The 21,739-nt window shown below is 48.0% G+C and carries 19 protein-coding genes and 1 tRNA gene; 4 read left to right on the top strand and 16 right to left on the bottom strand.

Annotated features, from left to right (window positions below; genetic code table 11):
- Window positions 1-14: 14 nt before the first annotated feature.
- From ACQY33_RS04185 to ACQY33_RS04165, 5 genes are all read right to left on the bottom strand, one after another.
- Window positions 15-1,103, bottom strand: coding sequence for a hypothetical protein (locus ACQY33_RS04185; protein WP_428074242.1), 1,089 nt, complete (start codon window positions 1,101-1,103; stop codon window positions 15-17).
- A 12-nt stretch (window positions 1,104-1,115) separates the two neighbouring features.
- Window positions 1,116-3,479, bottom strand: coding sequence for an outer membrane protein assembly factor BamA (bamA, locus tag ACQY33_RS04180; protein WP_428074240.1), 2,364 nt, complete (start codon window positions 3,477-3,479; stop codon window positions 1,116-1,118).
- A gap of 74 nt (window positions 3,480-3,553) precedes the next feature.
- Window positions 3,554-3,748, bottom strand: coding sequence for a 50S ribosomal protein L28 (gene rpmB / locus ACQY33_RS04175; protein ID WP_428074238.1), 195 nt, complete (start codon window positions 3,746-3,748; stop codon window positions 3,554-3,556).
- A 73-nt stretch (window positions 3,749-3,821) separates the two neighbouring features.
- Complete coding sequence (locus tag ACQY33_RS04170; RefSeq protein WP_428074236.1) at window positions 3,822-4,766, bottom strand: TerC family protein; 945 nt, start codon at window positions 4,764-4,766, stop codon at window positions 3,822-3,824.
- 119 nt (window positions 4,767-4,885) lie between these two features.
- Window positions 4,886-4,958 (bottom strand) — tRNA-Thr (locus ACQY33_RS04165).
- Between the two features lie 93 nt (window positions 4,959-5,051).
- Here ACQY33_RS04165 and ACQY33_RS04160 point away from each other — a divergent pair.
- Both ACQY33_RS04160 and ACQY33_RS04155 read left to right on the top strand, forming a co-directional pair.
- Complete coding sequence (locus ACQY33_RS04160) at window positions 5,052-6,755, top strand: TldD/PmbA family protein (protein WP_428074234.1); 1,704 nt, start codon at window positions 5,052-5,054, stop codon at window positions 6,753-6,755.
- Window positions 6,752-8,380 carry a metallopeptidase TldD-related protein gene (locus ACQY33_RS04155; RefSeq protein WP_428074232.1) on the top strand — a complete coding sequence of 543 codons (1,629 nt, stop codon included), beginning with the start codon at window positions 6,752-6,754 and terminating at the stop codon, window positions 8,378-8,380. Before ACQY33_RS04160 ends, ACQY33_RS04155 begins: the two co-directional genes overlap by 4 nt.
- 96 nt (window positions 8,381-8,476) lie before the next feature.
- Here ACQY33_RS04155 and ACQY33_RS04150 read toward each other — a convergent pair whose 3' ends face one another.
- The 8 genes from ACQY33_RS04150 to ACQY33_RS04115 form a co-directional block, all read right to left on the bottom strand.
- The gene (locus ACQY33_RS04150; protein ID WP_428074230.1) at window positions 8,477-9,490 is read right to left on the bottom strand and encodes a tetratricopeptide repeat protein; all 1,014 of its coding nucleotides are present in this window, start codon (window positions 9,488-9,490) and stop codon (window positions 8,477-8,479) included.
- Window positions 9,474-10,436 carry a patatin-like phospholipase family protein gene (locus ACQY33_RS04145; protein WP_428074228.1) on the bottom strand — a complete coding sequence of 321 codons (963 nt, stop codon included), beginning with the start codon at window positions 10,434-10,436 and terminating at the stop codon, window positions 9,474-9,476. Before ACQY33_RS04145 ends, ACQY33_RS04150 begins: the two co-directional genes overlap by 17 nt.
- Before the next feature lies 1 nt (window position 10,437).
- Complete coding sequence (locus ACQY33_RS04140; protein ID WP_428074226.1) at window positions 10,438-11,748, bottom strand: TolC family protein; 1,311 nt, start codon at window positions 11,746-11,748, stop codon at window positions 10,438-10,440.
- A gap of 8 nt (window positions 11,749-11,756) precedes the next feature.
- On the bottom strand, window positions 11,757-12,224 hold the full coding sequence (locus ACQY33_RS04135; RefSeq protein WP_428074224.1) for a HAMP domain-containing protein: 468 nt from the start codon (window positions 12,222-12,224) through the stop codon (window positions 11,757-11,759).
- Window positions 12,225-12,302: 78 nt separating this feature from the next.
- Window positions 12,303-13,043, bottom strand: a complete 741-nt coding sequence (locus tag ACQY33_RS04130; RefSeq protein ID WP_428074222.1) for a hypothetical protein — start codon at window positions 13,041-13,043, stop codon at window positions 12,303-12,305.
- A 33-nt stretch (window positions 13,044-13,076) separates the two neighbouring features.
- Window positions 13,077-13,631, bottom strand: a complete 555-nt coding sequence (locus tag ACQY33_RS04125; protein WP_428074220.1) for a hypothetical protein — start codon at window positions 13,629-13,631, stop codon at window positions 13,077-13,079.
- 125 nt (window positions 13,632-13,756) lie between these two features.
- Window positions 13,757-15,808: a hypothetical protein gene (locus ACQY33_RS04120; protein ID WP_428074218.1), complete on the bottom strand. Its 2,052-nt coding sequence runs from the start codon at window positions 15,806-15,808 to the stop codon at window positions 13,757-13,759.
- 111 nt (window positions 15,809-15,919) lie between these two features.
- The gene (locus ACQY33_RS04115) at window positions 15,920-16,660 is read right to left on the bottom strand and encodes a S1C family serine protease (protein ID WP_428074216.1); all 741 of its coding nucleotides are present in this window, start codon (window positions 16,658-16,660) and stop codon (window positions 15,920-15,922) included.
- A gap of 87 nt (window positions 16,661-16,747) precedes the next feature.
- Between ACQY33_RS04115 and ACQY33_RS04110 the strand changes: the two genes are divergently transcribed.
- On the top strand, window positions 16,748-17,218 hold the full coding sequence (locus tag ACQY33_RS04110) for a GreA/GreB family elongation factor (RefSeq protein ID WP_428074214.1): 471 nt from the start codon (window positions 16,748-16,750) through the stop codon (window positions 17,216-17,218).
- Window positions 17,219-17,309: 91 nt separating this feature from the next.
- Here ACQY33_RS04110 and ACQY33_RS04105 read toward each other — a convergent pair whose 3' ends face one another.
- The 3 genes from ACQY33_RS04105 to ACQY33_RS04095 all read right to left on the bottom strand — a co-directional run bounded on the left by ACQY33_RS04105 (window position 17,310) and on the right by ACQY33_RS04095 (window position 21,317).
- Window positions 17,310-18,461, bottom strand: coding sequence for a hypothetical protein (locus tag ACQY33_RS04105; RefSeq protein WP_428074212.1), 1,152 nt, complete (start codon window positions 18,459-18,461; stop codon window positions 17,310-17,312).
- A gap of 353 nt (window positions 18,462-18,814) precedes the next feature.
- Window positions 18,815-20,440: a glycoside hydrolase family 57 protein gene (locus tag ACQY33_RS04100; protein WP_428074210.1), complete on the bottom strand. Its 1,626-nt coding sequence runs from the start codon at window positions 20,438-20,440 to the stop codon at window positions 18,815-18,817.
- A 1-nt stretch (window position 20,441) separates the two neighbouring features.
- A complete protein-coding gene (locus tag ACQY33_RS04095) occupies window positions 20,442-21,317 on the bottom strand; it encodes a DUF4912 domain-containing protein (RefSeq protein ID WP_428074208.1) in 876 nt (291 codons plus the stop codon).
- A 171-nt stretch (window positions 21,318-21,488) separates the two neighbouring features.
- Here ACQY33_RS04095 and ACQY33_RS04090 point away from each other — a divergent pair, with 171 nt between their 5' ends.
- A complete protein-coding gene (locus ACQY33_RS04090) occupies window positions 21,489-21,710 on the top strand; it encodes a hypothetical protein (protein ID WP_428074206.1) in 222 nt (73 codons plus the stop codon).
- Window positions 21,711-21,739: the final 29 nt, after the last annotated feature.

The following is a 21,739-nucleotide window of genomic DNA, read 5'->3' as shown; positions in this document are numbered from 1 at the left end:
ACCTCTTGGCCGCACTATTTTTTGCGGTACTTTTTAGATTTTTTTAACCGGTTGATAAAATCCTTAGTGACGTTGACGGGTTTTTCCCCGTATAGCACTTCGTCTTTACGCACCACGGCGCCGATGTTTCTTTTTTTGGCGAAGGATTTTATTTCGGTATAAATGTCTTTCAAAATTTCTTTTACTTCTTTTTCTTCCAGCTTTAAAATTTCTTCCCGGGTGGCATATTTATAATTATCAATAAAAAAGGTTCTTTCCGCAATAATTCTTTTGTTGGCGGATATGCGGGCGGTAATGTCTTCCAGTTCTTCCGGCGTGTTTAAAGGGGACGTGGTAATTACTTCCGCCCCGGAGAACAACAGCCGGTTGATGATATTGCCTAGCAGTAAAGAGTCCGCCTTTTCCTCAATTTTGGGTTCAAATTCCTGCGGTTGCACCACAATGCGTTCATAAAACGGTTTTAACTGCAAAAGCTGCGCCGCCAGCATTTTGTTTTCAGCGTTTAGGGCGGAGATGATTTGTTTGGCGCTTTCCACCTCTTGTTCTTTGGCTAAAATTTTTAGGTGGATTTGCTCTTTTACCGCCACCGTGCGCGGGTGTTTGTTGAAGGCCTCGTCTATATCCACATAGGCCACCGTCAGGCATTTGTTTTCATATTGGGAAAGGTCTTCTTCCGGTTCCGCTTCGGCTAAAGGCTGCCGCGGCGCGTTTTCCGCGGGCGTTTGCGGTTCTTGCGCGGGCAGCCCGGCGTTTTCCGTTATAGAAGAAGGGGCCGCCTGCTCCTCGGCGAAGGGCGCCACTTCCGGCGTTGGTTGTACGGCACCGTGTTCTTGTTCCGGTTCCGGCGGCAGGGGGGAAGGCGTTTCCGCAAAGGCTTGTTGTTTGGTGCTTTCCGGCAGTTGGATGGCGTCTTCATCCACCGGCTGGGTGCCCGCGTCAGGCGCGGGGGCTTGCGCGGCGGAGAGCGTACCCGAGGCGTTTTGCGCTTTAATGGCCTGCACGATGGCGGCTTCCTGCGGGGTGAGGGATAAGTCGTCCTCCGCCCAAGCGTTTAAAGCCGCCAAACAAACCAGTAAAGTAAAAACACCCTTTTTATTATTCATGCCTTCTGCCTGTTACATCATATTAGACATATTGAAATAGAAGTGGGACTTGTCCTGCCCGTCTCTGTGGTTTAAACCGTAGCCCCAGTCTATGCGTATGGGCAGGGCCGGGGTGGTAAAACGCAGCCCCACGCCTACGCCCGCTTTAAACTGGTCCGAATCGGGGCCGAGGCTAAAGTCAATTTCGTCAAATTTATTCCAGGAGTTGCCCAAATCAAAGAAGAACGCAAACTGCGCCATATTGCGCCGTCCTTCCCGCGCGATGGGGAAGCGCAGCTCCGCGTTCATGACATAATACATATCGCCGCCGTATTCCGGACCCACTTCGCCGGCGCGGTCATAACCGCGGATGGTGTCGGCCCCGCCCAGGAAGAATTTTTCATAAGGGGGCACTTCTTTCGTGCGGCCGTACGGCTGTACGGAACCTATTTTATTGGACAATACAAACACAATGGGGTAATTGCCGCCCACGTTCAGCACTGTATAGTTGAGTACGGAACGGGCGTTAAAGTACCATAAATCCAAATCCCCGCCGATGGGGCCGCCAGCCAACGCCAACCCAACGGAGTTGCGCCAGCCGGAGGTGGGATCCCAAATATTATCGCGGGTATCTACGGCAAAATCTGTGCTGATGGTGGATACATTGGTATCTCCCTCTTCCAAATAGCTGCCCGGTTTTTTGCCCTCCGCCCATTGGAATTGTTCGTCAATGTCATAAATATCAATGTTTTCAAAAGAATAACCAAAGCTGAGTTGGTAGATATCGTCATTAAAGCGGGGGCCTACTCTCAAGCGGCCGCCGGTGCGCTTTTCTGTATAGGCTTGGTCGTCAGTAGAAAAAGAGCGGTAACGGCGGGTGCTGAACAAATCTACTCCTAGGGAAGTGGGCTTATCATAAATCCACGGGGTAGACCAGCTGACGGTATAGTCCAAAATGTCTTCCCCAAACAGCGTACGCAAAGTTAAACGCTGGGCGCGGTTTAAAAAGTTCAAATGGTTGACAGATACTTCCCCGTACAGCCCGTCCATGGAGGACATGGCCAACCCCGCCTGGAACATGCCCGGCCGGCCTTCCACCACGTTAAAGCCCAGGTCCACTTTTTGCGGGTCTGCCGTGGGTTGAAGGTCTATTTGTACGTCGTTAATAAAGCCCAAATTCATGATTTTGGTTTGGCTGCGGCGTATTTTTGCCGCGTCGTACAAATCGCCGGATTTAATGGAAAGCTCCCTTGTAAAAACGTATTTTTTGGTTTTTCCGTATCCGGTTACGTCTACATTGTCAATGTAAAATATGCCGCCTTCGGAGATGTCAAAGCGGATGTTTAACAGCCCGTCCTGCACGTTATATTGGGGCTCTACGCGGGCTTGCAGGTAGCCTTTGTCGGCGTAGGCTTCCTGAATGGCGGCCACGGTGTCTTCAAAATCTTTTTGGTTGTAGAGTTTTCCTTCCCGGTAGTAGATTTTTTCGTTTAGTTCTTCGGTGGTAAATACGTTGCTGCCCTCAAAAGAGGTTTTGCCAAAATCCACCTTCGGGCCTTCGGTAACGTCATACGTAATGGTTACGCGGGATTTATCTTCATTATAATCCAGCTTAGGCTGGCTCATCATAAATTGGGCGTAGCCTTTATCGCGCCCGAAAAGCATCATTTTTACGTAATCCTTGGGCAGGTTTTGGGGTTTATACACTTTGCCCGGGCGGTTGGAGGATTTTTTGATAAGTTTTTCCAGCGGGATTTCTTTTAACCCGTTTATGTTTACGGCTTCCACGCGGGTGCGTTCCCCTTCGTCTATAATCAGTTTTACTTCTACGGTGTTTTCGTCTTCAACGGCAGTCAGCTCGTACTTTACTTGGGCGCTGACGTAGCCCTTTTCTGCGTATTTGGCTTTGATGCGTTCCAGGTCCAAATCCAGCTTGGCTTGGTTGAAAGGGTCTTTTAGTTTTAAGGTCATGGCCTGGGTGATGGCGCCTTTGCCCAGGTGTTTTCTGCCTTCGTAGGTTAAGCGGTCAAAAATGGGTTTTTCTTCCACCATGTAGGTAATGCGGTGGCAGGGATATTCCTGAAAAAACTGTTTGTCTTTTTTGGTGCCGGATATGCGGGAAATGTCTACTTCCACTTTATCAAAATTGCCTAAAGCGGAAATATCATGAATATCATCAGAAACGGTATACCGTTCGTACAGGGTGCCTTTTTTGGCGTTGGCGGCTTTGGTAACGGTACTTTTGGATATATTGCGAAGGCCAGTTGCGTCAATTTCACAAATCATCCACGGGCCGTTGGGGTCTACTTCTTCTTCCAAGACCTCAGCGGCAAATACGGGCTGCACCAGCAGCAAAGCGGCCCCTAAAGCTATGCTTGTTTTATAAAAGTTAATCAAACCGTTCCCTCACTTAACAAAAAAAGCCCGCACTAATAGAAAGCACGGGCTGATTGAATGCGCAAAAAGTATGACTATTTGGTGGGTCTGGCTGCACGGCCGCTTTTGATGCAGACAGTGCAAACATACGCAGTCTGTGCTTTGCCGTCCAACATCACTTTTTGTTTTTGCAAGTTGGGCTTAAAGCTTCTTTTTGTTCTCATGTTAGAGTGGCTGTAAGAACCGCCGGATACCGGGGCTTTGCCACACACAGCACATTTATACGCCATAGTTTCCTTCCTTATAACTGAATTAAATTTGGTCCTTATATTCTATTAAATCCGGGCCGTTTTGTCTACCCTGTCAACCGGCTTGTTCTTCTTTCGGGGGGAAGAAGCGGCTGGCCAAAACGGACAATACCAAAATGCCCACAATAACGCCTAAAGACGCCACTACGGGTATATGGAAAAAGCGGCTGATTATCATTTTTACGCCCACAAAGAATAAAATGACCGAAAGACCGTATTTCAAATACGGGAATTTGGTGGCCATGCCGGACAGCAGGAAATACAGCGAGCGCAGCCCGATAATGGCAAAAATATTGGAGGAATACACCAAAAACGTGTCTTGCGTAATGGACAAAACGGCGGGGATAGAGTCCACCGCGAAGATCAAGTCAGACATTTCAATTACCAGCACCGTGGCAAACAGCGGGGTGGCAAACCATTTACCGGCTTCTTTGATGAAAAAGTTTTCGCCGTGGTAATCGGTCTTAATGGGCATGATTTTTTTGAATACTTTTAATATGAAAGATTGGCTGGGGTCAAAATTGTCGTCTTCTTTTTGCAATAGCATTTTGGCGGCGGTAAAAATGAGCAGCGCGCCGAAGACGTATATCGTCCACGAAAAGGCGGAAATAAGTTTTACCCCTATAAAGATAAAGATAAAACGCATAATCACCGCGCCCAAAATACCCCACAGCAAGGCTTTAGGCTGCAAGTGGGACGGTATGGCAAAGTACCCGAAAATCATAATAAACACAAACATATTGTCTACGGACAATGAGTACTCCAACACATACCCGGTAAAAAATTCCAGCGCGTGGTTGGGGCCTTCCACCAACCAAATGGTTCCGCCGAATAAAACGGCCAAAGACACCCAAGCGCAAACCATCACGGCGGCTTCTTTAATGGTTACTTTGCCGTGGTGTTTGTTTAAAACGGCTAAATCAATAAATAAAGCGGCCAGTACAATTACCCAAAAGGCAATCCACATAGCCACCGAAACGGAAGTGCTGACAGGTTCCATTAAATTATTCTCCAAAAGTTAAGATGCTTTTATATTATAGCAATTTAGGAAAAAGAACTTTTCCTTTGCTTTTAGGGGGTAAACAATAAAAAACCCGCCACGAAGCGGGAAAAGAAGAAAGCCGAGAATGGGAGTCGAACCCACAACCTACGGTTTACAAAACCGTTGCTCTGCCAGTTGAGCTATCTCGGCGCAATAAATTTAAATTATTTTATCATTTTTAAGGTCAAAGGCCAACCAAAACGCCGCAAGGGTATTATGCTACAATACAAAAAAGGGGGATTTATGAAGAAAATTTGTTTATTGCTGTTGCTTTGTGTGTGCGGCTTTTCGGCCCAAGGGGCAGAGTGTAATGCGCAGAAAGACTCTACCCTTTCTATTTTGTCAGATGAGTTGATGCGCAATTTTAAAACCCTTAAAAAACAGAATCCGCCGGTGTATTATATGTCTTATCAGCTAACGTCCATACAGGAGTTGGTGATAACGGCGCAAGCGGGCGTAATCCGCCAAAATACGGACAGCCGCTCCAACTGGGTGGATTTTGACGTGCGCGTAGGCAGCGTGCAGACGGATAACACCCACGAATTAAAAGGTTTTTGGAATAATTTCCGCCAAGTGGAAAAAGAAGCCCCGCTGGATGCTGAGTCCCAAAAAGTATTACGTAATGTATTATGGCGGGGTACCCAAGAAGCGGTGGAGAAGGCGCAGGATGATTATAATAATGTAATCAGCAATAAACAGGTGTCTTCCGCCAGTTTGGATACTTCGGACGATTTTGTCCTTCCGCAAAAGGCCCTCTTCTGCCAAACGCAGCCTTCGGTAAGCTATGACCGCCAGGAAATAGCCCAACGCCTAAAAACGCTTTCCTCATTGGTAAAAGATTATGATTTTATAGACAAAAGCTCTTTTAGTTTTGTTCTCACGCAGGAAGATACTTTTTTTGTAAACAGTGTGGGCAGCCGTCTTCGCACCCCGCGTATTTTGGGGCGCTACTCCATGGTTATCCGCGCGCAAACGCCGGAAGGAATGGTGCTGGAGCGCAACGAATTATATGACGGCATTACCATGGAAGATTTCCCTTCTATGCGGCAAATGAAAGAAGATTTTACCCGTATGGCGCAGGAATTAAAAAGTCTGCTTTCCGCCCCAGCGGCGGAACCCTATACCGGGCCGGTTATTTTAAAAAACCGCGCCAGCGGGGTGTTTTTTCATGAAATATTAGGCCACCGCTTAGAAGGGCACCGCCAAAAAAGTGATTCCTTTGGGCAGACTTTTACCAACCGCGTGGGCCAACAAGTGGTATCCCCCATTTTAAACGTGAGCGATAACCCGCTGCTTTCCCACTTTCAGGGAGTGCCGCTGCGCGGGCATTATGTATATGATGATGAGGGAAACCCCGCCCAAGACGTTCTGTTGATAGAAAGGGGCGTGTTAAAAAATTTCCTCATGGGTTCCAGCCCCATTAAAGGGTTTCCCGCTTCCAACGGGCATGGCCGCAAGTCTTTAGGGAACCGCGCCGTGGCCCGTATGGGCAATACCATGATTACCCCGGTTTCAGCCGTTTCTTATGAAGAGTTGGAAAAGCGGCTTTTGGCGGAAATTAAACGCCAAGGCAAGCCGTACGGTTTAATTATTGAAGACATTTCCGGCGGTTTTACCATGACGGAAACCTCCGCCCCGCAGGCTTTTAAAGTAAACCCGCTGTTGGTGTATAAAATCTATCCGGACGGGCATAAAGAAATGGTGCGCGGGGTAGACTTGGTGGGCACTCCGCTGACCAGTTTTAGCAAAGTCATTGCGGCGGCGGACGATTACGCCGTGTTCAACGGCAGCTGCGGGGCCGAGTCGGGCTGGGTGCCGGTGTCGGCCGTGTCTCCCAGTATTTTAGTTTCGGAAATGGAGGTGGAAAAGGTGCAAAAAAATCCCTCCAAGCCTCCCATTTTACGCCCCCCATATACAGAAAATTCTTCTAAAGGGGGTAAAAAATGAGAAAGTTCTTTGTTTTGTTATGTTTGTTGTTTCCCGCTTTTTCCTGGGCGCAGGACGATGTGTATTTTAAAGCCATGCAGGACGAGCTGGCCCGCACGCAAAAGCAGCTTCGCATTCCTAATGCTCCCCGCCCGTATTTTACGGCCTACTGGCTGACCAAAACCAAAGGCGTAATTTACGAATCTTTATGGGGGGAACTGACCGTATCCAGCACAGACGTATCGGACGATTGGCTGCTGATGGGCCGGGTGCATATGGTGGTGGGTGATAAAAAAGAAAACAGCCACGGCTTTTTACACAGCCATTATTATTACATCCCCAACGAGGTGTTTAAAATAGGCGACGGATATGACGCCGTGCGTCTGGGGTTATGGGGTATTACGGATGCGGAATACCGGGAAATGGTAGAAATTTTTGCCCAAAAACAGGCCTTTATGCGCCAAAAAAACCTGGCGGATAAATCTTCCGATTTCGCCCCCGCCAAACAAGGGTCTTTCTTGGAGCCGCAACCCCAATGGGAAGAGCTGGATTACGCCTATTATGAAGATTTAACAAAAGCTTTGTCAGCCGAAGCTAAAAAATATCCGAATTTAGAAGAAGCTTCCGCCGGCGTGCGTGTTTTGCTTAGCATGTTATGGTACGTAAACAGCCAAGGCGGCAAAATGCGCCTAAACACCACTTGGAAGAACGTCTTTTTGCAAGCCCAAATACGTAATAAAGACGGTATAAAACAACGCCCTATGGCGCAGTGGATGTATACGTTGGAAGAACTTCCTTCTAAAGAAGAACTGCTGCAAAAAGCCAATGCGTTTTATAAATGGGTCAGTGAGGGCTATTCAGCCAAAAAAGCCACCCCTTACATAGGGCCTGTTTTATTTAAACCGGCCGCCGCGCAAGAAATGATAAACTCCCTTTTTGTGTCTAACGTGTCTAACACCAAGCCTTTGCTTCAAGAGGAGGGGGAGGACCTTAGCGCCGGCGGGTTTAAAGATAAAATAGGCCAGCGGGTGTTTGCCCAGCAATTTACGGTGGAAGACAAACCCCTGTTAAGGGAATATAAGGGGGTTTCGCTGGCGGGTTTTGCCCCTATTGATGCCGAAGGCGTACCGGCTGAAAACCTGCTTTTGGTGAGCAACGGCAAACTATTGGATTTGCCTTTTAGCCGCAGTTTAACGCAGGGACGCAAAAAGAGCAACGGGCACGCGCGGGTTTCTTACCGCCAGCGCCCGCGCGCCGGAATAACCAATTTGTTTGTTACGCCCCAGGATCCTTTATCCCAGCAAGAGCTGGAACAGAAACTCTTGGACCGCTGCCGTGAGCTGGACCTGGAATACGGTTATATTGTGGAAATGATGCCCAATGCCAAACAGGATTTGCCCAACATTACGCGTGTTTATGTAAAAGACGGGCGTAAAGAACAAGTATATGGCGCCAAGTTGGAAAATTTCACATCCCGCTCTTTGCGTGATATATTAGCGGCAGGAGATGATGAAACCATTTTCAATTTTTCCGAGGATTCAGATCCAGCGCATGCTATCATCGTTCCTTCTTTATTGGTGGACGAAGTGGAACTGGTTCCTACGGGCAAACACCCGGACCGTAAACCTTTTGTCTCTAAGCCGTAAAAAGCATTTAGTTAGGTTTTTATGTTAAAAACCCCGCCGTTAAAGGCGGGGTTTTTTGGGGTTTTGATGTATGTGTTTAAAAGAAAATTCTGCTTATCAGTTGGGTTTGGCGGAGGGTTGCGTAAGGGAAATGGCCGGTGCGGAAAACAGGCTGTCAGTAAACCGGCGGATAAAGGTGTCTTTTTCCCCTTGGCGTATTTGCTCCAGCAAGGATTTGGCTTGCTCATGCCGGCCTTGGCCGCTGGCGTTCATGGCCATGACAAAAAGAGCCAGTTCATTTCCGGGTTGTTTATCCAGTATTTGGCGGGCCTGCCAGTCAGACTCGGCATAGCGTTTGGCCTGGTGCAACCATAAAGCGCGGTATGCTTCTAAATCCGGGCGGTGGGGGGACAATAATAAAGCGGTGTCCAAATCGGCCAATGCGTCATTAAAACGGCCTAAACCGCGGTTTGCTTTGGCGCTTAGGAGCCAAAAGTCCGGGTTGTCAGGCGTTTCGGAAAGAGCCATGGTAATATTTATAAAAGCGTTGGCATAATCTTTTTGTTGATAGAACGTTTGGGCGTAGCGGGCCCGGTGGACCGCCGGCGCCTGCGGGTTGAGTTTAAAAAGCTGTTCATAATAAGAGCGGGCTTTGGCGTAATACCCGGTGGTTAAATAGATTTCTCCCACACCGGCCAGCACATTTTGGTTATTGGGTTCTAAAGAAAGGGCGTGTTCATATAAAGATAAAGAGCGGTCCGTCAGTTCAGTGCGTTTATACAAAGCGGCGGCGGAGAGCAGCAGAGGCACGTCGTCCGGGTGAAATTCCAGCGCTTCCTGATACGTTTCCAACGCCTTGCTTAAATCCCCCAATTGTTCATAGCTTTGGCCCAGCAGGCGGTAGGCGCGCACTTCGCGGCGTTTAACGTTTTTGGTTTTATAAATGTAGGCGCTTAATTCGGTAATGGCTTCCTGATATTTTCCGGCATTAAACAAATCCCGCGCTTGTACATATTCTTTGCGGTCATGGCGGGTGGCGAAGTCTAACCCCAACAAGCCGGGCTGGCCGGCGCAGGCGGCTAGAAAACATACGCTTAAAAGCGTTAGTAAAAAATTACGGTTGGTATACATAATGTCCCATTTTAAGAAGCATATCTTCTTGCAAATCCGCCAGGCTTTTGGTGGCGGAAAGTATGCCCTCTTCTCCCGCTTTGGGCAGTTTGTCTAGCTCCAAGGTGGAAATATTTAACACCCGGTTGGTAATGACAAAATTTGCTTTTTTAGAGGATTCCTCAATCATGGCCGCCCCGCGCACGTCTCCTACCCGCAGGAAGTATTCCGCAATGGTGCGAGGTGTTTGGGAAGAGAAGTCCGGCGGGGTGACAGAGGCTATAACGTATTGGGCTCCCATTTTGCGCAAAGTTTCCGTGGGCAGGTAGTCTACCACCGCCCCGTCCACCAAATGGCGGTGGCGGTATTCCACCGGCTCAAATACGCCGGGTAAATTCATGCTGGCGCGCACCGCGATAGAAAGCGGCCCGGAATTGAATAAAACGCGTTCCCCGGTTTTTACGTCCATGGCCGCGCAGGAAAAAGGAATTTGCAAATCCTCAAAACGCATTTCCCCAATTTGCTCGTTAAAAAATTTTTGCAGATTGCTGGAAGACGGTAATTTCTTTGCTAGCAAAAAGCGCAAGAGGCCGCCTACGTTAAAATCCGGGGTGATTTTTTCCATCGTCATGTGATGGCTTATTTCCCATAGTTTGGATACGGGCAGCCCCGCGCTGTATAGGGAGCCTACCACAGAACCCATAGAAGTTCCGGTCATCATATCAATGGGTACGCCGGCGTTGTCTAACACTTCCAACACGCCCACGTGGGCAAAACCGCGCACCCCTCCGGCGGAAAGCGCCAACCCTACCGTAGGGCGTTTGTTTTTAGGCAGCTGGGTAAATTCTTCCCACAAAAAATCCCGCAGGATTTCATCATCCGTTTGCCTTTCCAGTCCGTAAACAGCCGCTGCCGGCAGCAGGGCCAGCACAGCGGTTGTTAAGCAGATTAGAAAAGCTTTGCGCATATTATAAATCCCGTCCAATGGCCCATTCCAATTCCGCCTTGGCCGTTAAGTTGTCGCGGATGGCGCAGTAGTAGTCGCTACCGGCTTGTAAATAAGCGCTTAACGCTTCCAGGGGGGCCGTTCCGTATTTAGGTGTTTTTTGCGCTTGGGAAAAGAGTTTGGAAATTTCATTAAAAGCTTCCTGTCTTTGCAGTACTTCCGTCTGCCAAAAAAGCATATCCGCATGAGCTCGGGCTACTTGTACGTGTATTTTGTCTTCTATGGCTGCCCGGCGCAGGGTGCTTTTTGTCTGTTCCGCCTTTTTTTGGGCTGATTGCGTAGCCAAATTATAAGACAGCGGCAAGCGCATGGCCAATGATATTTGGCGGTTTACGGAGTCCAAATTATCATAACCCAATTGTTCATAACTGCCGGTTAAAATAATATCCGGATAGCGGCGGGATAATGCCAAGTCAATAGATAAACTGTCCAGTTCCAAGGCGTAAATGGCGGATTTAAGCTCCGGTCTAAATTCCATAGACCACAAATTTAAATGAGGCAAGTCCAAATCCGTCTTTACGGGTTTAAAATTTCCCACCACTTTTACATGGGTGTTGAGTTCTTTGTTTAGGGCTACCAGCATAGCCAGCTCGGCATCTTTTAATTCTTTAACAGCCTCGTTGCGCGCCCCCAGCAAAGAAGCAAGCTTTGCCCGGGCCTGTACTTTTTCCCACGCGTTTAGTGTGGAGGCATTATAAAAAATTTGCGCTTGTTGGGCGGTTTGTTCGGTTAATTTGGTGTGTTCCTGGGCGTAAAGCAAATTAAAAAAAGCTTTTTTAATATTTAATACGACGGCGTTTTTTACCGTGTCATATTTGCTTTGGGCTTGTTTTAAATTGGCTTTGGCCATTTTGAGCGTGCTGGAAATGCGGCCGCCGGAATATAAATACTGCGTGGCGGTTACCCCGACGCCGTAGAATTGGTTCTTTATAGAGTCTTCCGTCAGCTTTAGCAGGTCGTCGCTGATTAAAAAACGGTTCCCAACGGCTTCCGGCAATACCATGGGATAATCTAAATTAAACCAAGTGGCGGTGCCTTGCAAAGAAATTTGAGGCAAATACATAAATTTAGCCTCGGCTACTTTTTGCTCGGCAATGGTAATTTCTTGCCGTGCGGCTAAAAAGTCCGAATTATTTTCCAGCCCTAAGCGGATGGCGTTTTCCAGGGTTAGGTCGTCGTTAATAAGGCTGGAAAATTTAATGCCGTATTCTTTTTGGGCAAAAACTGCCTGCGTTAAACATAGTGCCAGCAGCAACATAAAAAGTTTTTTCATAGGCCCCCTTATTTTTTATTTTTCATGTCGGATTCTATTTTATCCATCATGTTGTTAAACTCGTCTTGCAGTTCCATCAGCTGGTCCCCTTTGCGCAGGTGAACCCGCTGGGAATAATCCCCTTTGGCAATGGCCTTGCACACCTGTTCAAACCGGTACACCGGCCCGGCCATTTTATGAGAAACCAAAGCGGATATAACCACCACACATAATACGTATAGGGATATTTTGTAAGCGAAAGACGTCATTATAGGAAGTATATTTTCGTATAAAGGCTGCACCAGTACCGGGTAACGGTCAAAAATTTCATCCAGCGTAACGGTTAACTCAAAAGCCATGATGCCCAGCCCGATTAATACGCTGAAAATTATCATCAGCATGTAACGCAGCTGGAGCGATTTTTTAATAAAAATCGTTCGGCGTTTAAACTGGGGCGCCGCGTTTTGCGCGGGTGCCGGGGTAGATTTATCTGTCATAAAACCTCTTAAATAACAACGGCCCCGTTTGCCTCCCTTTTCAGGAACCGCGGAGCCGTACGCAAATGAAAAACGGCCCTAAAAATTGCCGACGTAACGGATTTGTATAATACGTTCGGCCTCATCTCCGCGGCCTATACGGCGCACGGCCGCGTCAAGCGAAAGGGAAGGGTGTAAATAGAACCGCAGCGCGGCGTTGAAGCGGGAATCGCGGATATTGCGGATATTATCCCACTCCGCCACTAAACCGATGGCGTCTTTAAACACATAAGACATACCGGTAAAGAAATACAGTTCTTCCCAGTCAAAATCTGAAAAGTTCAACCCGGCGGAAGCGTCTAACCCGGGGATAATAATCTCGCGGGACATGGCAATGTAGCCGCCTTTGCGGTTATCCATATATTCTTTACTTTTATCTATGGGGTAAGTATAGAGATGGTCTTTATAGCCGTACCCATAGCGGCGCCCGTCATAGCCGATGGCGATAGCCGGAAGGTATAAATCGCCGTCAAACAATTTCCATTTTGCCTGGAAATCGGGAGACAACACTTTTACAGAAGACGAGTTCCCCACCAGTTCATGCGCCGAAAAAGAAACCCCTAAATTAATCCGGGGAAATACGCCAAATTCTATGGTTTCCATAAGCGAGCCATGGGAATAAGCCCGGGTTAGGAAAGAGGCCTGGTAGCGGTCCAGCACTTGCGCGGTGGGGACGTCCAAAAGCATGGTTTCCGTGGTGATGGGATCTCCTTCCGCGGCCCATGCTCCTAAGGGAAAAACGGTTAATACAGTAAGAAAAAAAGCTTGTTTAAGTTTCACGTTAGCGCTCCTGTGTCTCTGGATTTATACTACTTACAGCCAAACACGTATATCTTTTACTTCCGGTTTAACCACATAGCGGATGTTGTGCAAATAAATGCTTTCGCGCGCGGCCATAAAGTCGTTGGCGTCGCGGGGAAATTCCAGCTCAATATTGCCTTTGTCTATATTGCGGGTGTCATGAACAACGCCCAGGTGCCAGCGGTCTATATGGTCCGCGTCATAGGCTTGGCGGGGGTTGTCGTAATTGCGCAACACCACCATGCCTTTGGGCAAGGGTCCGGCGTCTACCGGGATTGTTTTGGTGATTACTTTGGTAGTCCAAACGGTTTTCCCTTTTAACGGACCGCGCAGAAACGTCACTTTATAGCGCGGGTCGTTATTGGCGGGTTTTTGGTCAAGCCGGGCCAAACAATAGGTAGCATAGAAAGTGCCCATATTCTCGCATTGGGCAAAAACATTGCGGCGGAAGAGACGCTCGTATTCTTTTTTATAGTCGGAGCGGTTATAAGGTTCTTCGGTATGGCGGCACGCGCCGGCAAACGCCACAACGCATAAAACGGCTAAAACGGGAATTAGTTTTTTCATAATAAAACTCCTTAAAAAGGTCAGAATAGTCTATACCTTTCGCTAATAAATTATACCCGTTTTTGGAATGAAATGGAAAATATATTTTTTATATAAAAAGGCCGCTGTTTCCAGCGGCCTGTATATTATGGTTTGTATTCTTCAAACTGAAGCCCGGGGATTTTGCTGTTTGTTATTTTATTGCCGGAGGATTTTTTCCCCTCCGGTATGTTTCTTTGTAATTCTTGCGTGGCTTGGCTTGCTGTCATGTTGCTTATTTTTTTGGTTTTGCGGCGGGAAGAATCAATTAAGTTTTCCCTATACAGTTCCTGTATAACCCCTTGGGCGAATGCAGCCATGTCTTTGGCGCGTTCGGTTAAATCATTTTGTAAGATGTCGGCCCGGGCGGCGGTGTCTAATTTGGCGCTGCGGTCAAACACTTTGCCGTCTTTGCCCCATACCAAAAAAGCCGGATGTTCTTTAAACACGTCTGTCATGTCACGGGCGTTTTGGGGGTCCGGCACGTAAAAGATAATGTGCTCCTGCCGTGTTTGCGGGTTTAATAATTTGCGGTCATCGTTGCGGCGGTTAAGCTCTTCCATTTGCGCGCGTGTTATGGGAATATACGCCGGGGCGTTTTTAGATAAAGCCTCTTGCATAATTATAAAACGTTCGCCGGATTCATCGTCTTGGGTGTCATCCAGCAACCTTTTTTCCAGTTCCGGCACCCATTGACTATATAAGTTTAACGGATCCTCTACGGAGTTTAAACCGGCGGAAATAACAGTTTCGCGCACGTTGGGATATTGCTGCAGCTGATTGGGGATCCAATAACACTCTTCGTTTGCGCAGTTTTGTTTTTCCAGCATCAGCTCGTAGATGCGGGATATGGCTTCCTTGGCTTGCTTTTGTTCCGGCATGTCTTCCGTATCGTCTTCCATGTCCGGGGGACGCATATTTTTTGTTTTACCCAAAACAACCATCACGTTTACTTCCGGCAAGGCCGGATGCCCGGCCGGTAAATTCAGTTTTTCCACCAGTTTTTGTCTGCCTTGTTGGTTTTGCTTTTCTTGTTCTTCCGGGCTCATCCAGGCGCTGGCATCCTGCGAAATGGAAGGAATCGTGCCACAGAGGGTAAGATCTTCCGCGTAGAAAGAGTCACTCTCCCCTTTGCAGCCAATCGTGGTAGGAAGCCGGTCCGGCGCGGGGGCGTTGCCGGCTTCTTCCCGTACTTGGCGGGTTAATCTGTTAGAAAGGTTTTCTTTTGTCCGAGAGATGATTGACGCCAATTTTTGCTGATTGTTTTTCTTTTCTTCATCCGTGGCGTCTTCATCCTGGTTATTTATAATCCACTCGCTTGTGCGGGTGATGGCCAGCATGGGGTTAAACAAATCCCCGCCGGAGTAGACGGTAGCCGTTTCCGTCCCGGTGGATGCGGCCGGGGTTCTTGCGCCTGTTCTGGGCAAAGAAGCCACGGTATAACTAGGCATGGCGGGAGCCGCGGCGGTACGGGTGGAAGAAGGGGTTTTCCCTTGGTTTCCACCTAATCCCTGGAAAGAGGCCACCGGGCGCGCCGAAAGATTTGTTTGAACGGTTTCTGAAGCCGATTTCTTTCCAAGCAAATTTTTAATGGGTGCCAAAAGCCGCGCCAGCGCGGAATCCGCCGGGCGGGCGGGGGCGTCTAGCCCCGGTGTAAAACGGGCGGCCCGTTCCTGGCGAACATAGCGGTCATAGGCGGTATCGGTCGTGTTTATCTCGTATATGCCTTTTGCGTTAGCCTGAGGGGCGGTTTGGCGCACAAGTACCCAGTCTCCGTCGTCGTTTTGCAGGGCGGCGTCTCCATAATCAAAATTGGAGGGTCTTAACAAAGTGGTTTGGGAAGAAGCCCCTTCTTCCGAGCTTTCTGCGGCGTAGCGGGTGGCGATTTCGGGCGGGACGTCGGCATACAGTTCGTTTAAATCCTCGGGGGAAGTTTGTATTTTCCCCCGGGCTTTAGCCAGGCGCTTCTGTTTGCTTTGAAATATAGAAGCTATGCGGTTTACAAGCTCTGTTAACGGGTTGGAGGTAAAAATCTGCGGGGAAGCCTTTTTACCCGGCCCGCCGGCAGTTTCTTGCGTTTCTAAAAACGGCAGAAGCAAAAAGAGAAGCAGCGCGCAAATACATATGATTAAAAAAGTTTTGCCAATGGTTTTCTTCATACGATAGCCCCTGACATAAATAAAAATCTTCCTTTTTCCGGGCCGCGTAAAGAACGCCCCCGCAAAAGGTTATTCATAGTCTACCCGTTTAAAGAGCATTTTTCAAGGGTCTTACTCCATTTTTAACAGGCGTTTTAGTATTTGCCAGGATTTTTGAATATGCTTTACAAAAGCGTTGGGCTGGGGCTGGGCCGGCTGTTGGAGACTGCGCAGAGGGGGATATCCTGCTTGCTCCATGAGTTGGATTAGGTAATTAGAAGGAACGGCGAAATTTAAGTTTTGGTTTCCTTCCCCTTTATAGCTGCCAAAGACCACGGATATGACGGTTCCCTCCCTATTAAAAACAGGGCTTCCGCTGGAACTGGGGGAAATGGGGGCGCTTATTTGGTGCCACAGGATGCCGTTTGATTTTTGGCGCACCTGACTGATCAGACCGGAGGAAACGGTATTTTGCAAACGTCTTGGGTTGCCGATTACGGTAATCACCTGCCCCGGCAGCACGGTGTCTGAATCGCCAATAACGGCGGCGGGCAGGTTGGCCGCCTGTATTTTAAGTAAGGCTAAATCCACTTCTTGGGACTGGGCAATCCGTTTTGCCTCTCCGGACACGGCTCCCGTGTTAAAAGTTACATTTATGTACAGGGCGTTGTCCGCCACATGGCGGCTGGTGGCTATTATCCCGTCCGGATGGACGACAAACCCTGTCCCGGTAAAGGTGGTGCCGTCGTTTTTGGCCACGTTAACCGCTACCACGGTTTTGGCGTTTTCATCGGCAATTTCCACATGGGTTTTTGCCTCCAATGAAGGTGTTAAAAAGCAAAACAGCAAAAAAGCCGGAAAGAGGTTTTTCATATTACCGATTATAATAAATTTTGGCCTTTAGGCGCGGTTGAAAAGAGTGGGTATAAATTGTAAACTTTAGTGTAACAGGAGTGTTTTATGGAAAAGTTTTACGTTAGCCGCAAAAAGTATGAAGATTTAGTAAAAGAAGTAAAAGCGTTAAAGGAAATAAAGGCCCAGCTGTCTGAAGAAATCGGCGCGGCTGCCGCCCAGGGGGACTTAAAAGAAAATGCGGAGTATCACGCCGCCAAAGAAAAACAAGCGGAAACCTTGCGCCGCATTGATGATTTGGAAATGAAGCTTCGCAACGCAGAAATTACCGATGATTTGGCGGTAGACCGCAGCGAAGCCCGCATTGGCGCCACTGTTACCATTAAAGATTTAGCCGCAGATATTGAGTTTACCTATACGCTGGTGGGGTCTATGGAGTCCAACCCGGATAAAGGGTTATTGTCTGTAAAATCCCCGTTAGCCAGTGGTGTTCTGGGCAAAAAAGAAGGGGAAGAGTTTGAGGCCATCCTTCCCCGCGGGCCCAAAAAATATAAATTGATAAAGTTGGAATACAAATAATTTGTTCCGTATTTTATAGCAAAACAGGCCGCTTTTAAGCGGCCTGTTTTTTGCAATGGCTACGTTTGGAAACTGTGTTTAACGGGGCTTATTATTTCAGGGGTAAGGTGAGTTTGCCGTCTACCATATAACGTATCATTTCATCATACAAGATGCGTTCGTGCAGGCTGGCGGACGGGCGCTCCTGCACGGATTGCGGCAGCCTTTGGTGTTTTTCGCGGAAGGCTTTAAAGTCTTCTAAAAAATCATAGTAAGGGCGGTTAGGATATTTTGCCAGTAAATCACGTAATTGGCGTTTAATGGTTTCTGTTTCCAAAAAGGTATTGGTAACATTGCGCGTTAAAATAAGCTGCAGGGTGTTGTATAAACGCCGTTCTTTAATGGGGGCGTTCCACATAGGCTGGCGGTGGTTTTTAGCCACAAACGCGCGCAGGTCTTCTAAGGTTAAATTATAGGCGCTGATAGTAGCCTGCACTTCTGGGGCGTTAATAGATTGCTGCATGCCTTTTTGATGTTGGTTATATGCGTCTCGGGTAAATTTTTTGAATTCTTCCGGATTATTGTATAAAAGTTCCGGTATAGCTAAAAATCTGCGCAGATGTTCTTTCGTGCGTTGGGATACTTTCCAAGATTTCAACAATTCGCGCAGCGGCAAATTGGGTTTATGCGGGTGGCTGATTGCGTAATTTAACGCGCTGTTTACCACAAATTCACGCAAATCTTGTTTAGACAAGCTTTCCAGATCCCGGTCAAGCGGAATGGCGTAGTAATCTGAAATTTCTTTGGACAATTGGGCATACTCTTCATTTTCCAAAAGTTTAAGCAACGTTCTGGATAAGGTTTGGTTAATTACTTGGTCTTTGATTAACAATTCTGCCCAAGCCACCTCGGAGGGTTTCGGGTCTGCCTGTAAGGCCATCACGCGGGGGAGTATTTCCGTCATGGCGTTAATTTCATGTTGGTAAGCCTGGTGACGGTTTAACAATTTTTTAAAAGGAGAGGCGGACATAACCACTTCCAGCTTTTGCCCCAAGTGGCGGTAAGTGCTGGTGGAATACAGGCCCTGAGTTCCCCGGTTCAGGTTTGACAGGATTTTCTCGGCGTTAGCGGCAGTTTTGGAAGAGGAGGAAGAAGCCTCCTTTACTAAACGGCGAAGCGCTTTCTTCCCTCCGCCTGGGCCGGTGGCACAAAAAGCGCAACATGCACTTAAAATAAAGGTTAAACATAAAGTAATTTTCTTCATAATTTTAGTGTAGTAAACCTATAAATCCCTAACCAGTGTCTTTAGACCTAAGTCCCGTTGGGCCTTTGGGCCTAATTTTTCAGATAAATTGTTAAAAATACAGGCGCATGGACGGGTTTGTTTTTAAAGATAAGCAAAAGAGGTCTTGTCTGCTTTCCCCAGGAGGCTCTTCTTGGGCAACAAAAACCCGCGGCGGCTTTGGCGGGTGTAGCCTGTTGTGTGTTATTGGAAAATACAGGTAAAAATTTTTTAACTTCTTGCCTTGGGGCTTGGGCTTATTTGAGGGTTTATTTTAAAACGCGGAGCAATTAAAAAACCCCGGCTTATCGCCGGGGTTTTTTACATAAGGCTTGTTATTGATATTTTTTTAACACCGCTTCTTTAGAAGCGCTGGAGTAGTGGTTATAGTCTATTTGTTGGAAAATAGAGTCTTTCTGTTCCAGCTCATACACATAGGCTTCGTTAATGCGGTTGCCTTTGATTTGCTCATACAGCTCATTAAAGCGCTGTATGTGGTCTTTGGTGCGCTTGGTGGAATATTCCTTAGCGGTACCGGTAGTCATCAGGAAGGCCCAGTCGGAAGACTGCATTAACAGTAATTCTCTTGCCAGCTGGTTGAGCGCCCGGCGCAGCAGCCCGTCCGCATTGGGGAACTGGTTGGCCATTTCCATCATGCGTTCGGCCGCTTTGATTAAATGGCGGTAAATCCAGTCGTTTCCGCTGTTAAGCCACACGTCGTGATAGCCTTTATCCCCCCAGGAGGACATGGAAGGCTGCACCGTTTGGTTGACGGGATATTTTGCCAAGTACTCGCTGGGAGTAATCAGCTTAATATCCGTCTGGTCGTAATAAATCTTTTTAAAGAGATATTCCAAGAAGTCTATCCCTTCATACCACCAGTGGCCGTACAGCTCGGCGTCGTACATAGAAACAACCAGCGGTTTGCGGTCCAGCAAGGTGCTTAAATATTCAATTTGTTTCTGGCGGTTAAACATAAAATTGCCGGCGTGTACGGCGGCCACTTCGCGCGCTTCCTGCGGGTTGTAGGCCTGTTTTTGGTTCAAGGGCACTTTGCCGGTAATTTTATAGTATTTCATGGCGATATTGCGGCGTACGCCGTCGCTGTGCAGGTAAGGTTTGATGTAATCGTAATCCAAGTCATACCCTAAATCGCGGTAAAATTCACGGTATCTGGCATCACCGGGATAGCCGGATTCTGCGCTCCATACCTGCTGGGCGGATTCCATATCGCGCGCAAAGGCGGCTACGCCCGTTTGCGGGCAGTACACGGGGGCGTAAATACCGTATTTGGGGCGGGGAGTGCCGTGTAAAATGCCGTGGGACTCGGTAAAGAAGAAGCGGATGCCTTCATCACGCAGGAACTTATCGTCCCCCGGGTTGTAGGCGCATTCCGCCAGCCAAATGCCGCGCGGGCTGCGGCCAAAGCGGCTGCGGTAATCGTTGGCGGCGATTTTGATTTGGGCGTTTACGCTTTCTTTGTGTACCATTAGCGGCAAATAGCCGTGGGTGGCGCAGCAGGTGATAATTTCCAGTTTGCCCATATCTTGGAATTTCTTAAATCCTTCCAAAATCCGCCCGTGGTAGCGGTTTTCAAACAAGTCTTGGTAGCGGCGGAATTTATCATAATACATCTTGGCTACGGCTTCAAATTCCGTACCGCGGGTGCGCTCTATTTCTTTGCCGGAAAGTTCCACCCGTTGGTTCAAATAATGGCGGAAGCGGTCTATTAAAAGCGGGTCCGACATCATATTGCACAAAGGCGGCGTGAGGGACATGGTTAAACGGAAATCCGTCCCCTCGTTGGTTAAATTTTCAAACACGTTCAGAAGCGGCAGGTAGGTTTCCACCATGGCTTCATAGAACCAGTCTTCTTCCAAGAAGTCCGGGTATTCGGGGTGTTTGATAAACGGCAAATGCGCGTGTAATACAAGTGCTAGATAGCCTTTTTCTTCTGCCATGTTATTTCCCCTGTTCGCGAAGCGCTTTTATGTTGATTTGGCGGACTTTATCCCCTTTGGCGTTTTGGGCTTTGATGGGCAAGTCCACCACGCTGCCGGCGGGCAGGTGTTGGCGGATAGAGAATTTACCTTCTTTCAATTCAATAATTTGGCCGTTGATGGACACGGTGGCATTTCTGGAGGCGGAACCGTAAATGATGATTTCGCAATCCGCTTTCAGCCAAATGTCTTCGTCCTCTTTCTTTTCCGGTTTTTCCAAGTGCAAAGCAAAGGAAGACCAAGACGTAGGCGTGCCGGAAGAAGGCAGCTGGGTCAGTTTCCAGCGCTGGCCGATTACCTGCATCAGCTCGCTGGCGCCCAGGCCGATGTAATCCGCCCCGGAAAGTTTCAATAATTTTTGGAAGTCGCCCTCCACAATCATCCACTTGTCGTCAATGATATCGGAAATTTTGCCCGGGGGCAGCAGGGTTTGGTTGCTGCGGGCCACTAAAATAAAGCGGCCGTCCGCCGTCAGGTAGCCCAAATCCGCCACGTAGCTGCGGCCGGTTGCCGGCGCGTTGATATACCAGCTGCGGGCTTCAAAAATAACAGGCATATCATAAAATTGCACGGCGTTGGTGCCGTCAAAATAGCTGATGCCGGTTACGTCGTATAAACGGATAATGGTTTTAGCGGCGTTTAATACATCGGCGCTGTATTGGCTTTTGATGCATTCAATGGTAGCGGCAGTAATTTCCCAAAACAGAAACAGCCAGGCCGGGTCTTTTGGCAAAAGGTAGCTTTCAGTCTTGCCGTAAGAAGCCGGAATATCGGCTTCCGCTTTCGCGTCTTTCACCGCGGGTTTCACCAGCGCGGAGGACGATAAATTTTGTGTCATATTATTACCTCACCCTTTAAGAATAAAACAATAAAAAAGCATGATAGTCTTCAGCCATTATATTGTAGCATTTATTCGGCGTAAAATAGGGTTTTTTTTGCGGAAAATTAAAAAAGTTTTAAAGAAGGGGAATTTCTTGGGCAAAAAATCTTTTTTTGTTACAATAAAAGCATGAATAAAAAAGGATTTGGCTGGATAGGGGCCGTTATTGTGCTGGCGGCCGGAGGAGTACTGCTTTTTGTATTGCTGCAGGTGCAGGCTATGTTTCAAAAAACACAGTCCCAAACGTTAAAACAAATGCAAGGCGGGCGCGCGGCGCAGCAACAGGCGCAGGAGCCCCGCCCCTCCTGTGATGACGCCAGCGGAGTTTGCCCGCTGAGTGAGTTTGAGTAGCGGCGGCAGAATCATTTATAAAACATGTA

The sequence above is a fragment of the Candidatus Avelusimicrobium aviculae genome, assembly GCF_949292495.1.
Lineage (GTDB): Bacteria > Elusimicrobiota > Elusimicrobia > Elusimicrobiales > Elusimicrobiaceae > Avelusimicrobium > Avelusimicrobium aviculae.
Note: the sequence above shows the minus strand (reverse complement) of the source record. Positions and strands in the feature narration are given on the sequence as shown.